Source organism: Xanthomonas sp. CFBP 8443, from assembly GCF_025666195.1.
Classification (GTDB): Bacteria; Pseudomonadota; Gammaproteobacteria; order Xanthomonadales; family Xanthomonadaceae; genus Xanthomonas_A.
Genome location: NZ_CP102592.1, coordinates 2465280 through 2479266 on the forward strand (window position 1 = coordinate 2465280; position 13987 = coordinate 2479266).

Annotated in this window: 11 protein-coding genes; all 11 read right to left on the reverse strand. The window is 71.7% G+C overall.

What is annotated here, in order from left to right:
* Positions 1-12 precede the first annotated feature (12 nt).
* Positions 13-540 (reverse strand): flagellar basal body-associated FliL family protein, encoded by a 528-nt coding sequence (locus NUG20_RS10480; RefSeq protein ID WP_263398249.1) that lies wholly within the window; start codon positions 538-540, stop codon positions 13-15.
* A gap of 229 nt (positions 541-769) precedes the next feature.
* A complete protein-coding gene (locus NUG20_RS10485) occupies positions 770-2053 on the reverse strand; it encodes a flagellar hook-length control protein FliK (protein WP_263398250.1) in 1284 nt (427 codons plus the stop codon).
* On the reverse strand, positions 2050-2517 hold the full coding sequence (gene fliJ / locus NUG20_RS10490; RefSeq protein ID WP_263109388.1) for a flagellar export protein FliJ: 468 nt from the start codon (positions 2515-2517) through the stop codon (positions 2050-2052). The genes NUG20_RS10485 and fliJ overlap by 4 nt, the downstream gene beginning before the upstream one ends.
* Before the next feature lie 3 nt (positions 2518-2520).
* Positions 2521-3897, reverse strand: a complete 1377-nt coding sequence (locus NUG20_RS10495) for a FliI/YscN family ATPase (RefSeq protein WP_263398251.1) — start codon at positions 3895-3897, stop codon at positions 2521-2523.
* On the reverse strand, positions 3894-4517 hold the full coding sequence (locus tag NUG20_RS10500) for a FliH/SctL family protein (RefSeq protein ID WP_263398252.1): 624 nt from the start codon (positions 4515-4517) through the stop codon (positions 3894-3896). Before NUG20_RS10500 ends, NUG20_RS10495 begins: the two co-directional genes overlap by 4 nt.
* Entirely contained in the window at positions 4514-5503 is a 990-nt protein-coding gene (gene fliG / locus NUG20_RS10505; protein ID WP_263398454.1) for a flagellar motor switch protein FliG, read from the reverse strand. Before fliG ends, NUG20_RS10500 begins: the two co-directional genes overlap by 4 nt.
* A gap of 10 nt (positions 5504-5513) precedes the next feature.
* Complete coding sequence (gene fliF / locus NUG20_RS10510; RefSeq protein WP_263398253.1) at positions 5514-7220, reverse strand: flagellar basal-body MS-ring/collar protein FliF; 1707 nt, start codon at positions 7218-7220, stop codon at positions 5514-5516.
* An 11-nt stretch (positions 7221-7231) separates the two neighbouring features.
* Positions 7232-7594, reverse strand: coding sequence for a flagellar hook-basal body complex protein FliE (gene fliE, locus NUG20_RS10515; protein ID WP_263398254.1), 363 nt, complete (start codon positions 7592-7594; stop codon positions 7232-7234).
* Between the two features lie 342 nt (positions 7595-7936).
* Positions 7937-11485 carry a glycosyltransferase gene (locus tag NUG20_RS10520; RefSeq protein WP_263398255.1) on the reverse strand — a complete coding sequence of 1183 codons (3549 nt, stop codon included), beginning with the start codon at positions 11483-11485 and terminating at the stop codon, positions 7937-7939.
* Positions 11482-12633, reverse strand: a complete 1152-nt coding sequence (locus tag NUG20_RS10525; RefSeq protein ID WP_263398256.1) for a CDP-glycerol glycerophosphotransferase family protein — start codon at positions 12631-12633, stop codon at positions 11482-11484. Before NUG20_RS10525 ends, NUG20_RS10520 begins: the two co-directional genes overlap by 4 nt.
* Positions 12634-12806: 173 nt before the next feature.
* Positions 12807-13925, reverse strand: coding sequence for a DegT/DnrJ/EryC1/StrS family aminotransferase (locus NUG20_RS10530; protein WP_286038038.1), 1119 nt, complete (start codon positions 13923-13925; stop codon positions 12807-12809).
* Positions 13926-13987: the final 62 nt, after the last annotated feature.

Here is a 13987-nt window from a genome sequence, read left to right on the forward strand (position 1 = left end):
CGCGGCGGCGCCTTACTGGGTCACGAAGCTGGTGAACAGCAGTTCTTCGACGCACTTCTTGCCGGTCTCGGCGGTCATCAGCTTTTGCGCGTCGGCCAGCGCCGCGGCCTGCAGCTTCTTGCGCCCGGCGAGGTCGGCGATGTCCTGCGCCTGCACCTGCGAGAACAGCATCAGCAGGTGCGCGCGGATCGCCGGGGCGTTCTCGGTGATCAGCTTCAGTTCTTCCGGGTCGCGGGTCATCAGCTGCACTTCCATCTGCAGGTAGTGCGGGCCGTCTTCGGCGCTGCCGTTGAGGTTGACCACGAACGCCGGGTCCATCGCGAAGTACTGCGCCGGCTTGGGCAGTTCGGCGGTCTTGGCCGCGGCCTTGGCGTGGGCGTCGTCGGGCTTCTTCAGGAAGAACCAGGCGCCGGCGCCGCCCCCGCCGAGCACCAGCACCGCGGCGGCGAGGATGATCAGCAGCTTCTTCTTCGACTTGCCGCCCTCGGGGGCATCCTTGGCGTCGGCGGGTTTCTTCGATTTGTCGGCTGCAGCTGCCACGGATTGGCTCCTTGAAGGGGGACTCTGCCCCCAGGGATGCAATCGGTGTGCCGAAACGGCAGCAGTGGCTTGCCGGATATTTGACGGGGGCCGCGACGGCCGGTTGCCGAGGCCGGTTTTCAGGAGGAACTCCAGTCCCGAAGGGCCTTGTCGGCGATGCCCGTCGCGGCCGAAGCCGCTCCGGGCGGGGAGCGGTTCGCGCCGCGGCGACCGCGGCGGTGCGGCCGGATTACGCGTAGGCGTCGAGCAGGCCGCGCTGGCGCAGGACCGCCGACGGAATCCCGACGCTGCCCAGCAGCTCGTCGCTGCCGGCTTCGCCGCCGCCCGGCGCGGTGCCTTGCGGGGCGTTCTGCGCGGCGTGCTGGTGCTGCTGGCCGACGTCGGCCTGGCCGAGCTGGAAGCCATGCTGGCCGAGCATCTCGCGCAGCCGCGGCAGGCTGTTCTCCAGCGCCTGGCGCACGTCGGCCTGGGCGCTGCTGAAGCTGGCGTTGACCTGGTCGCCGTTCAGATGCAGGCGCACCTCGACCGGGCCGAGCTCGGCAGGACTGAGCTTGATGTGGGCGTGGCCGATCTTCTGGTCCGCCAGCCAGCTCATGCGCGCGCCCATCGCGTCGTCGAAGTTGTCGCCGTGCAGCTGCGGGGTCGGGGTCGGCGAGCCGGTGAACGGCGCGGCCGCGTCCGCGGTGCGCGACGGGGCGTGGATTCCCGCCGGTCCCACGAGGTTGACCGGATCGGTGCCGGTGCCGGCGGCAGCGCCGCCGTTGTCGGTGGCCTTGTCCGCGACCGCGCTGGCCAGCGCCGCCACCGGTGCCGCGGCATCGCCGCCGCCCGCCGCCTGTGCGGCGGCACCGGCGACCTGCGCCAGCATGCCGCCGAAGCTGCCGGCGGCGACCGCGGCGCTGGCCCCGGTCGCGCCCGGCGTGGCCGCGGTCGTCGCGCCCGCAGCGGCGGCTGCGGGGTCGGTGCCGGCGGCCAGGGCGTCGCCGCCGAGCAGCGCGGCCACGCCCTTGGCCGCGGCGCCGGCCACGCCGATCGCCAGCCCGGCGGCCGCGCCCAGCGGGCCGGCACTGACTGCGGGCAGCGCCGCGCCGAGCACGGGCAACAGGCCCAGGCCGATGCCGGCCAGGCCGGCCGGCGGCCAGCCGGCGTCTTCCTCGCTGTCCTCGCCCTGCTTGGCGTCGGCCTTGGCGCTCTTGGCCGGCGCCTTGGTCTCCTCGCTGCTCTTCTCGCTGTCGCCCGCGGCCTGCGCGCCGGCCTGCGCGCTGCGCGCCGGCTCGCTGGCGGCGTCGTCCGCCGCCTCGGGCCGCTTGGATGCGGCGTCCTTGTCGGCAGAGGCCTGCTGCGACTTGGTGCTGGGGCGCGGCGCCGGCTTCGGCGCTGCGTTCGCGTTGTCGTTGCCGAGCAGCGCGGCGAAATCCTGGCCACCGTTGCGGTCCGGGCCCTGCGCGTCGGCGCCGCCGCCGGGGATGCTGGCGCGGCCGCTGCCGCCCAGTGCGGAAAGTGCGGTGTTCATCGGTTGTCTCCGTGTTCGGTGTCGCTGTCGGCTGCGGCCACCGCCAGGCGCACCCGGCGCGCGCCGAGGTCGTCCATCTCGCGCTGGCTGCGGCGGTCGTCGACCTTGCGTTCCTGGGCGCGGTAGCTGGCCGCCAGCTGTTCCAGCACCTGCTTGTCGCGGCTGGCCAGCAGCAGCCGGCTGCGTTCCATCTCCACCTTCTCGCGGTTGCGGTCCACGGTCTGGCACTGCTGCTGCACCGCGCTCTCCAGGCGGTCCAGGAACGCGCGGCGGTTGGCCAGCTGCGCCAGGCTGGTCGCGGCCATCTGGCTGTTGGCGTATTCCTCGGCGTAGCGGCGCAGTTCTTCCAGCCGCGATTCGTGGGTCTCCAGCGCGCGCTGGCGCTCGGCCAGGTCGCGGGCGACCTCGTCCTCGTGCTGCTGGGCGCGGCGGAGCAGGGGATCGATACGCTGTGATTGCATCATGGCTTAGTTCTCACGTTCGACCAGGCGCTTCAATGCGGCCTGGCTGTGGGGCAGATCTGCGGCCTTGGCGACATCCTGTCCGAGGAATTCCATGATCTCCGGCCACCGCTCCAGCGCCTCGTCCACGGCCGCATCGTTGCCGCGCTGGTAGGCGCCGATGGTGATCAGGTCGCGGTTGGACGAGTACGCCGAGACCAGCCGCTTCAGCGCGCGGATGCGCAGCCGCCACGGTTCGTCGGCGATGTCCTGGACCACGCGGCTGACCGAGGATTCGACGTCGATGGCCGGGTACAGGCCGCTGTCGGCGACGCGGCGCGAGAGCAGGATGTGGCCGTCGAGGATGGCGCGCGCGGCGTCGGCGATCGGATCCTGCGGATCGTCGCCTTCGGTCAGCACGGTGTAGAAGGCGGTGATCGAGCCGCGGCCCTTGGCGCCGTTGCCGGCGCGCTCGACCAGCGCCGGCAGCTTGGCGAACACCGACGGCGGATAGCCGCGGGTGGTCGGCGGTTCGCCGACCGACAGGCCGATCTCGCGCTGCGCCTGGGCGAAGCGGGTCAGCGAATCCATCAGCAGCAGCACGTTCAGGCCCTGGTCGCGGAACCATTCGGCGATCGCGGTGGCGCGGTAGGCGCCATGCAGGCGCGCCAGCGGCGGGCGGTCGGCCGGGGCGGCGACGACCACCGCGCGGCGCAGGCCTTCCTCGCCCAGCGTGGTCTCGACGAAATCGCGCACTTCGCGGCCGCGTTCGCCGATCAGTCCGACCACGATCACGTCGGCGGCGGTGTAGCGGGTCATCATCCCGAGCAGGGTGGACTTGCCGACGCCGGAGCCGGCGAACAGGCCCACGCGCTGGCCGCGGCCGATCGGCAGCAGCGCGTTGATCGCACGCACGCCGACGTCCAGCGGGGTGGTGATCGGCTCGCGCGCCAGCGGGTTGATCGACACGCCGGCCATGCCCACCGAGCCCTCGGCGCGGATCGGGCCCTTGCCGTCCAGCGGCACGCCGTCCGAGTCGATGACCCGGCCGAGCAGGCCTTCGCCCACTTCCACGCCGCCGCGGCGGCGCACCGGCACCACCCGCGCGTTGGGCAGCAGGCCATGGGTTTCGGCGCTGGGCATCAGCGAGGTGCGCTCGCCGGAGAAGCCGACCACTTCGGCATCGACCCAGCCGCCGTCGACCTCGACCTTGCAGGTGGCGCCCATCGGCGCTTCGCAGCCGACCGCTTCGAGGGTCAGCCCGACCGCGCGGCGCAGGATGCCCTCGCGGATCAGGCCGCGGCCGGCGGCGGCGTCGAGGTCGAGCTGGCCCAGGCGCGAGGCCAGGCGCAGGTTGCGCGCGTCCAGCCAGTCGGCCGGGTGGGTGCCGGACAGCGCGCTCACAGGCCCGCTCCGGACTTGCGCATCACCGTTTCCAGCGCCGCGCGCAGGCGCGCTTCCAGGGTGCCGTCGATGCGCACCGCTTCGGCGTGCACGCGCAGGTCGCCGCGGCTCAGGGTCAGGTCCGGCACCAGCCGGGTGCCGTCGGCCATCAGCGCCAGCAGCGGGGTCAGCGCGGCGATGTCGTCCGGGTGCAGGCGCACCTCGACCTCGCGGCGCGCGCCGCCGACCGCGTCCAGCGCTTCGCCGACCAGGTCCGCCAGCAGCGCCGGATCGGCCTCGTAGGCGCGGCCGACCAGGCTGCCGGCGATGCGCACGGCCAGCTCGCCGAGCGCGCCGACCACTTCGTTCTCCAGCCGCGCCAACGGGCGCGAGAAATTGTCCAGGATGCCTTCGATCTGCGCGGTCAGGCGACGGATCTCGGCCTGGCCCTGGGCCAGGCCCTCGGCATGGCCGCGCTCGAAGCCCTCGTGTTGCGCGGCGGCCTCGATCGCCTGGATGTCCTCCAGGCTCGGCGGGCGCAGCACCGGTTCCTCGGGCAGCGACGGCTCCTCGAACTGCGGCTCCGACGGCGGTGCCACGTTGAGTTCCGGCGCCAGCCAGCGCACCACGTTGCCGCTCATACCATCGCCTCCGCACCGGCGCCGCCGAGGCTGATCACGCCTTCATCGGCCAACCGCCGCACGATCGCCAGGATTTCCTTCTGCGCGCCTTCCACGTCGGCCAGGCGCACCGGGCCGCGCGCTTCCATGTCCTCGAGCAGGATCTCGGCCGCGCGCTGGGACATGTTCTTGGTGATCTTCTCGCGCACCTTGATGTCGGCGCCGCGCAGGGCCAGGCCGAGGCGGTCGCCGCTGACTTCGCGCAGCAGGGTCTGCAGCGCGCGGTCTTCCAGCTCGACCAGGTTGTCGAACACGAACATCAGGTCCTGGATGCGGGTGCTGAGCTCGGCGTCGATCTTGCCGATCGCCGCCAGCACGCCCTGGTCCTGGCCGCTGTCCATGAAGTTGAGGATGTTGGCGGCGACCTTGACCCCGCCGACGTTGGACGACTTCAGGTTCTGGTTGCCGGAGAACTGCCGTTCCATGATCTCGTTGAGCTCGCTCAGCGCGTTCGGCGGGATGCCGTCGAGCGTGGCGATGCGCATCAGCACGTCGGCGCGGGTGCGCTCGGGCAGCAGCTTCAGCGCCTCGGCGGCCTGGTCGCTGTCCAGGTGCGCCATGACGATGGCGATGATCTGCGGATGCTCGTTGCGCACCAGGTCGGCGACCGCGCGCGGGTCCATCCACTTCAGCGTGTCCAGGCCGGTGGTGTTGCGGCCGAGCAGGATGCGGTCGATCAGCCCGCCGGCCTTGTCGGCGCCCAGCGCCTGCACCAGCACGTTGCGGATGTAGTCGTCGGCACCCACGCCCAGCGAGGTCTTGCTGCCGAGTTCGGAATTGAACTCGTCCATGACCTGCTCGACCTGGTCGCGCGAGATGCCGCTCATGGTCGCCATGGCGATGCCGATCTTCTGCACCTCCTTGGGATCCATGTGCTTGAGCACCTCGGCCGCGTCGGCTTCGCCGAGCGACAGCAGCAGCACGGCGGCGCGCTGGGTACCGTTCATCGCGCTTGCATCAGGCTTCATTGGCGACCCATCCCTTCACGACTTGCGCAACACGCTTGGAATCCACTTTGACCGCTTCGCGCGCCAGGCGCAGACGCTCCTCGTAGGCGTCGGGCAGGGCGATCGCCGGACGCGCGCCGCCGGCGATGCGGGCGGTGTCCTCGGCCAGCGACGGCAGCAGCGGGTCTTCGTCGTCGAGCATCGAGACGTCGGCGCTGTGCGGTTCGGCCTTGTCCTTGCTCTTGGCCGGCGCCGGGCCGGCGATCTGGCGCAGCGCCGGGCGCAGCACGCCGAACAGCAGGGCCAGCACCACCGCCGCGCCGAGCAGCAGGCGCAACCCGTTCATCACTCGCGGATCTTCCCACCAACCCGGCTTGTCCGCCGCTTCCGGCGCTTCGCGCACGAACGGGGCGTTCATCACCGACACGGTGTCGCCGCGCTCGGCGCTGAAGCCGACCGCCTGCTTGACCAGGCCTTCGATGCGGGTCAGTTCGGCGGCGCTGAGCGCCTGCTCGACGGTCTTGCCCTTGGCGCCCGGCCGCGGCACGTGGTCGACCAGCACCGCCACCGACACGCGCTTGATCCGGCCCGGCGGCTGCCGGGTGTGCTGCAGGGTGCGGTCCAGTTCGTAGTTGCGGGTGGCGCTCTTGGAGCTTTCGGTCGGGGTCGCGGCGGCGGCCTGCTGGGTGTTGGCCGGGGTCGCGCCCGGGGTGCCGGCGGCGCCGGGCTGTCCTGGCGCGGCGGCGCCTGGCGGGGTGTTGCTGGTCGCGCCGGGCACGCCCTGCGGGCCGGCCGCGGCGGTGCTGCTGTCGCTGACCTGCTCGCTGCGCAGCTTCGGCGGCTCGCCGTTGTACAGCTCGCGCGCTTCCTCGGTGACCGAGAAATCCATGTCCACGCTGACTTCCGGATTGACCCGGCCGGGGCCGGTCATCGGCTCCAGCAGTTCGCGGATGCGCTGGTTGTAGGAGGCTTCCTGGCGCCGCACCTGCTCGAACTGGGCCGCGTTCAGCGCCGCGTCGCTGTTCGGATCGGCGATGGTCAGCATGCGCCCGCTCTGGTCGACCACGGTGACCCGCTCCGGGGTCAGGTCGGGGATGCTGGAGGCGACCATGTTGACGATCGCATCGACCTGGTTGCGCTCCAGGGTGGTACCACCGCGCAGTTCCAAGACCACCGAGGCGCTGGCCACTTCGCGCTGGCGGGTGAACGCGCTGGGCTTGGGAATGGCCAGATGCACCCGCGCCTCGCGCACCGGGCGCAGGCTGGCGATGGTGCGTGCCAGCTCGGTCTCCAGCGCGTGCTGGTAGCGCGCGTTCTCGACGAACTGGCTGACGCCGAAGCCCGGGTCCTTCTCCATCACCTCGAAACCCATGTTGCCGGTGTCGGTCAGGCCGGCGCCGGCCAGCTTCAGCCGCGCGTCGTAGAGCTTGTCCTCCGGCACGGTGATCGCGCCGGTGGTCGGGTCGAGCTTGAACGGGATCTGCGCGGTGCGCAGCAGGTCGGTGGCCTCGGCCGTGCCCTTTTCGTCCAGGCCGGTGTACAGCGGGGTGAAGGCGGGCTTCTGCGACCAGAAGAACACGAACAGGCCGGCGGCCACAGCCACCGCGATCATCGCCATCAGGCCGAGGCGACGGGTGATCTGCAGGCTCTGCAGGCGATCGAACCAGGCACCTGCCTTTTCGCCGTTGAGGGTTTCTTTGCTGAGCGCAAGGGCCATCGTCGTCTACCTTACAGCGGCATGTTCATCACGTCCTGGTACGCCTGGACGAGTCGGTTGCGGACTTCCACGGTGGCGCGGAACGCCACCTGGGACTGTTGCGCGGCCATCATCACCTTGGCCAGGCCGGCGTTGGGGTCGCCCATTTCGAAAGCCTTGGCCAGATTGCCGGCCTTCTGCTGGGTTTCGTTGACCCCGCTGAGCGCGCTGCGCAGGGTCTCGCTGAAGCTAGGTCCCTGCGTGCCCTGGGTCCCGGTCAGGCCCTCGATCGCATTGCTGCGCCCGGCATCGGCCACCTGCGCGGGCGCGGCCTGGCCGACCTGGCTCTGGTAGCTGCGGATCTGCGAGAGGATGGAACTGATGGAGTCGCTCATACGGGGATGTCCATGCCAGGGCGGCTACCCGGGATGGATGCAAGCCGTGTGCCGAAATCCGGCGGGTGCCGATCGGCTACCCGGACGGACGGGCGAATGCGTGGCTGCGTCGAATGGCACGAGGCTTCGCCCGTACCCTCATCCGCCCCTTCGGGGCACCTTCTCCCGGGGGGAGAAGGGAGCGCGTGCCGTGCGATGGCCGGCGGCGCCGGCGTCGGCTTCCCGACGCCGCCCGGCCGCAGCGGTCGGTCCGCGGGTGCCGGCCGATTGACGCGCCGCGCCGGCGCGGGTCCCGGCCAGGATCAGGATGCAATGTCGGTGCCGGCCCGACGGCCGCTGTGCTCAGTCCGGCAGCCAGGCGCTGCGCCAGGCCTGCAGGTGTGCGCCCTGCAGCATCCAGTCGTGGCGGACTGCCTCGCGCAGCGCATCACCGGCGGCGGCGCGGCCCGGCGCATCGGCCAAATGCATGCGGATCGCCTGGATCCAGTCGCGGTAGCGGTTCTTGACCCGGGTCACCGGCAGCGCGCCTGCATAGCAGCGCAGGTCGCTGGCGACCACCGGGTAGCCGCAGGCGCCGTACTCGAGCAGGCGCAGGTTGCTCTTGCACTCGTTGAACAGGTTCTGCTCCAGCGGCGCCAGCGCCAGGTCCAGGTCCAGCGCGGCGAGCGCGCGCGGGTAGCGGGCCAGCTCGACGCCGGCATGGACCTCGTGCACGTAGGGACGCAGCTTGTCCGGGCACAGGCCGAAGAACACCCAGGTGACTTCGTCGGCCAGGTCGCGCACCACGTCGGCCAGCAGTTCCAGATCGCCGGTGTGGCTGGAGCCGCCGGCCCAGCCGACCCGCGGCTTGGCGCCGGCGTTGCGCCGCGACGCCGGCAGCGCGCCCCACCACTGCGGGCTGAGCCGGTTCTCGACCACGCGGATGTCGGCGTGGTAACCGGCATAGGCCTCGGCCAGCGCCGCGGTCGAGACCACGAACCGGTCCATGTACGACAGCGCCTTGCGCACCGAGCGCGCGATGTCCTTGGGCATGTGTTCGCGGTGCACGCTCTTGGGCGGCAACTTGGGCAGGAAATCGTCCAGCTCGAAGACTTTGAACGCGCGCGAATGTCGGTGCATGCGCTGCATCAGCCGCAGCGCGTCGTCGCCGACCCGCCGCAGCACCACCGCGTCCGGGGCGAAGCGTTGCAGTTCCACTGTGTCCAGCAGCCTGGCGTGGTACGCGCCGTCGATCAGGCCGGCATCGCGCAGCGCCAGGAACGGCTGGATCACCCGGTAGTGGCCGCTGCCGAACGCGTCGTCCGGATGCGCCAGCACCACCGGCAACGGGCGCCCGGGCAGCGGCCGCCACGAGAACTCCGATTCGTCCAGCCTGAAGCCGCCGGCACGGTCCAGGCGCAGGTTCGGGTTGTAGGCCGGATCGTGCGCCAGCTGCGGCAGCCAGCGCTCGAACAGGCGTTCGTGCACCGCGTCGGGCGCGCGCTCGGCGGCTTCGCCGCGCAGCAGCAGCGCGTGCGGGGTCCACACGGTCAGGTAGCCGAGGGCGCCCGCGCGCAGGCACAGGTCGATGTCCGCGCCCTGCTGCGGGAACGTCTCGGCGTCGAAGCCGCCCAGTTCGGCGAACAAGGCACGGCGCAGCAACAGACAGGCGTCGGACACCGCGCTGTAGTTCTGGTCCACCTGCAGCCGGCCCATGTAGCCCGGCGCGGTCATCGCCTCGCCGACGAACGCGTGGCCGCCGCCTTCGAGCAGGCCCGGCAGCAGCCCGGCATGGGTGATGGCGCCGTCGCCGGACACGGTGCGCGCGCCGACCACGCCCACTTCCGGGCGCTGGCCGTGGTTGAGCAGCGCGTCCAGCCACTGCGCCTGCACGACCGCGGTGTCGGCGCGCAGGAACAGCAGGTAGTCGCCTTCGGCCTGCGCGGCACCGAGATTGCAGGCCGGGGCATGGCCCAGCGGCTGCTCGGTGCAGATCACCCGGATCCGCCCGCCGGCGAGCCCGGCGACCGCGTGCAGCCACTGCCGGGTATCGGCGCCGGCGCTGGCGTTGTCGACCAGCAGCACCTCGTAGTGGGGGTGGGCGGTCTTTTCCAGCAGGCCGACCACGCAGCGCTGCAACCGCGCCAGGTCGTCGTGCACCACCAGCACGATCGACACGCTGGGGCGCTGCCCGTGCGCATAGTCGATGCGGTACAGGCCGGGTTGGATCGCCGCCACCAGCGCGTCGTGGTAGCCGCGCTGCTGCAGGTGCTGCTGGATCGCGCGCATCTGCGCCTGCGGGTCGTCGCGCAGCGTGGCATCGCAGGTCAGCAGCGGCTCGGGCAGGTGGCCCAGGCCAGCGAGGCCGCCGCGCTGGATCAGCTGCAGGATCAGGGCCAGTTCCAGCGCGCCGGGATGGTCGGTGGAAAAGCCGCCGGCCGCGAGCACCGCGTCGCGGCGGAACACCCAGTGCCGCGCCATCGCCGCCGGGTTGCTCAGCAGCAGGTCCAGGTTGACGTCCGGGCGGAACACCGCGCCCAGGCCGCCGTCGCCGCCGCGCTGCCACTCGTCGGCGTAGAGCGCGCGCAGCGGCGGCTGCGCCTGCTGCAGTTCGAGCAGCAGCCGCAGCAGGCCGCTGGCGGCGAATTCGGTGCCGGCGTCGACGCGCACCAGCCAGTCCACGTCCCACGCGCCGATCGCCGCGTTCAGCGCGTCGGCCGGATAGGCCGGGTCGAACGCGACGCTGCCCAGCTCGCCGCTGCCGATCGCCACGCTTGGCGGCACCGCCGCGCCGAGCAGCCAGACCGACAGGTTGGCGTACAGCGCGCCGGGCAGCGCCAGGCTGGCCAGCGTACGCTGCAGCGCGGCGGCGTCGCCATCGCGTGGCGCCGACACCAGCACGCCCAGGCGCGGGCCGGGGCCGGCCTGGCGCAGGTGCGCGTCGAGCAGGGCCTGCTGCGCCGGCAGCAGCGTGCGCCGCGCCTGCCAGTCGCGCAGCTGGCGCTGCGCCAGGTCGCGCGTCAGCGCGGCGCGCAGCGCCTGCAGCAGGTCGACCCGGGCGAAGCCGGCGCTGCCGTCCAGCGGCGCCACCGCCACCTCGCCGGCAGTGCCGTCGTCGCGGCTCCAGCCCAGGTCGTGGATCGCGCGGCGCAGCGCTTCGTGCCCGGGCGTGCCGATGCCGGGCCGGTCGCGGCCGAGCTGGCTGAACTGCTCGCGCGAGATGCGGAAATCCAGCAGCGGCCGCGCCAGCATCGCCAGCGGCCCGTCGCGCAGCAGCTTCACGTACAGCGCCAGGTCGGCGACCCAGGTGATGCGCACGCCGTTGAGCGTGGCCAGCCCGTCGCCGAGCGCCAGCAGCGGCGCGCGCCGGCACAGCACCGCGCTGGGTTCGCCGATGAAGTTGACCGTGTGCTCGGCGAGGAACGCGGTCAGCTCGCGGCCGTCGATCAGCACGTCGTGCGCGAACGGGAAGCTGGTGCTCAGTTCGTCCGGCAACGGCGCGCCGTCCGCATCGACCAGGCGCCGCCGAGCCGCCGCCAGCGCGGCGCTGGGCGCCGCGCGCAGCGCCGCCAGCAGCGCGGCGATGCAGTCCGGGTGCAGCACGTCGTCGTCGTGCAGGAACTTGATGTAGTCGCCCGAGGCCAGCGCCACGCCGCGGGTGGTGCTGCGCACCTCCCACAGCCGGGTCGGGTTGCGCCGGTACAGCACCGGGAAGTCGACCTCGGCGGCGAAGGCCTCGACCATCGCCTGGATCTGGCTGTCGCGCGAATCGTCGCAGACCACCAGCTCCAGCGGGCGGTGGGTCTGCGCGCGCACGCTGTGCAGCGCCTGCGGCAGGAAGCGCGCCTTGTAGGCCGGCATCACCACGCTGACCAGCGGCGCTTCGGGGGAGGAGGAGGGGGCGTGGCTCATCGTTGGGCTCGTTGCGCGATCGCCGCGCGCAGCCGCTGTACCAGCCGCTGCGCGTTGTGCGCGTCGCGATGGTTGAAGAACATCCGCTGCGCGGCGCGGTAGCGCGCGTCCGGCGCTTGTCCGCGCTGCTTCAGCGTCGCGTCCAGCGCCTCCAGCAGCGCGTCGAAATCGGTCGCCACCGGCCCGGGGAAGGCCAGCGCCATGTCATACAGCAGGCCGTTCTGGCGCGTGCGGTAATGCTCCAGGTCCCAGGCGAAGCTCAGCACCGGCAGGTCCAGGTACATCGCGTCGATGTATACCGACGAGTAGTCGGTCAGCACCACCGCCGCTTCGCGCAGCAGCGGCGCGATCTCCGGGAAACGCTCGTGTTCCAGGTCCAGCAGCACGTCGTCGTCCAGATGGCGCTGCGGGTCGAACGGCGGCGCGGCATTGCGCAGATAGTGCCCGCGCACACCGAGCACCGCGCCGGCGCCCTGCAGCAGTTCGCGCAGTCGCGCCACTTCGCCGTCGCTGAAGACATGGCCTGGCATGGCGGCCACGCGGGTGTCGCGGTAGGTCGGCGCGTACAGCACCAGCGGCCGCCCGCGCCGCAGCTGCCGCAGCCGCTCGGTCTGCTCGCGCAGTGCGGCCGGCAGCGCGTCCTCGGGCATGCGCAGGAAGTCGTTGCGCGGCAGGCCGGTCACCCACACCCGGTCGGGCGGCAGCGGATGGAAGATCGCCGCCATCGCGTAGCTGTCCACGTCCGACGACGCCACCAGCCCGGCGTAGTGGCGGCGTTCGCGACGCCGCGCCGCGTTGCGGTCGCCGTGCCGGCGCTGCTCGGGGTTGGCCAGCGCGAACAGCCGCTTGAGCGGGATGCCGTGCCACAGGTTGACCACCACGCGGCGGCGCAGGCTCGCGCGCGGCGCGTCGTAGCTGCCGTCGCGCCAGCGCAGCGACAGGTCCATGGCCACCGAATTGGTCAGCAACAGCACGCCGCAGCGCGCCAGCGCGAGCAGGCCGGCGATGCTGCCCAGTTCGAGCACGCGCGTGTTGCAGGCCGCATCCAGGGGGAACTGCGCGGCGCTACGCACGAATACGATCTTATGGACACCCGGATCGGCGCCGACCTGCTCGAACACGGCGCGCGCGTTCTCGACGAACTGCATCGGCTTTAGCGGATGGGTAAAGAAAGCCCAATGGTCATCGCGCTTGGGCAGCAGTCTGTCCAAGCACCACCACAGTGCCAACACTGCGCGTCCCAGCCAGGCGCTGGCGATCTCGCGCCGCCACCATGGCACATCGGGCTGCGCCGCCAGCGTCGTGAGCGGATGCCGTTGGGTCACGCCGCGCGGCGCCGGACCGGGGCCAGCAGCAAGTCGCAGATCCGCTCCACGTCGCTTTCGCTCAGGTCCGGGTAGATCGGCAGGCACAGCACCCGGCGCGCGGCGGCATGCGCGACCGGCAGATTGGACGGCAGCGCCGACGACAGCCCACGGTACATCGGAAACTCGCTGATCAGCGGGAAGAAGTAGCGCCGCACCAGAATGTCGTGGTCGCGCATGCGCTGGAACAGCTCGTCGCGCGACAGCGGGTACTCGTCCTGGACCATGATCGGGAAGTAAGCGTTGTTCGGACTGACGTGGTCGCTGGCGCGCAGGCAGTGCAGCCCCGGCACGCCCGCCAGCCGCTGCCGGTACAGCGCGTCGATCTGCGCGCGGCGCGCCAGCGCCTGGTCGATGTGCTGGAGCTGGAGCAGGCCGAACGCGGCGCAGACTTCGTTCATCTTGCCGTTGATGCCGGGGGCGACCACGGTGACCTCGTCGACGAAGCCGAAGTTCTTCAGGTGGTTGATGCGCTGGCGGGTCCGCGCGTCCGGACAGATGATCGCGCCGCCTTCGAAGGTGTTGAAGACCTTGGTGGCGTGGAAGCTGAGCACCGACAGGTCGCCGTGGCGCAGCACACTGCCGCCGGCGTCGCGCACCGAGAACGCGTGCGCCGCGTCGTAGATCACCCGCAGGTTGTAGGTGTCGGCGATGCGCTGGATCTCGGCCACGTCGCACGGGGTGCCGTAGCAGTGCACCGGCATGATCGCGGTGGTCTTGGGGGTGATCGCCGCCTCGATCCGGGCCGGGTCCAGGTTGAGGGTGACCGGGTCGATGTCGACGAACACCGGCTTGATCCCGTTCCACAGCAGCGAATGCGCGGTGGCCACGAACGAATACGGCGTGGTGATGACCTCGCCGGTGACGCGCAGCGCCTGCAGCGAGGTCACCAGCGCCAGCGTGCCGTTGGCGAACAGGGCGATGTGCTCCACGCCCAGGTAGTCGCACAGCGCCTTCTCCAGCGCCTGGTGCATGCTGCCGCCGTTGGTCAGGATGCGGCTGTCCCAGATCCGCTGCAGGTACGGGATGAACTCCTCCAGCGGAGGCAGCAACGGGCTGGTGACGGGAATGGGCAGCTGGGTCATGGATTTCTGCTCGTGGCAATGACAAGGCATGCAAGTGGCGTGCCTGACGCCAG

Coding starts and splice junctions, on each gene's coding strand:
- NUG20_RS10485 (WP_263398250.1), bottom strand. CDS start 2,053: ATGAACACCGCACTTTCCGCACTGGGCGGCAGCGGCCGCGCCAGCATC.
- fliJ (WP_263109388.1), bottom strand. CDS start 2,517: ATGATGCAATCACAGCGTATCGATCCCCTGCTCCGCCGCGCCCAGCAG.
- NUG20_RS10500 (WP_263398252.1), bottom strand. CDS start 4,517: ATGAGCGGCAACGTGGTGCGCTGGCTGGCGCCGGAACTCAACGTGGCA.
- fliG (WP_263398454.1), bottom strand. CDS start 5,503: ATGAACGGTACCCAGCGCGCCGCCGTGCTGCTGCTGTCGCTCGGCGAA.
- fliF (WP_263398253.1), bottom strand. CDS start 7,220: ATGGCCCTTGCGCTCAGCAAAGAAACCCTCAACGGCGAAAAGGCAGGT.
- fliE (WP_263398254.1), bottom strand. CDS start 7,594: ATGAGCGACTCCATCAGTTCCATCCTCTCGCAGATCCGCAGCTACCAG.
- NUG20_RS10520 (WP_263398255.1), bottom strand. CDS start 11,485: ATGAGCCACGCCCCCTCCTCCTCCCCCGAAGCGCCGCTGGTCAGCGTG.
- NUG20_RS10525 (WP_263398256.1), bottom strand. CDS start 12,633: ATGCAGTTCGTCGAGAACGCGCGCGCCGTGTTCGAGCAGGTCGGCGCC.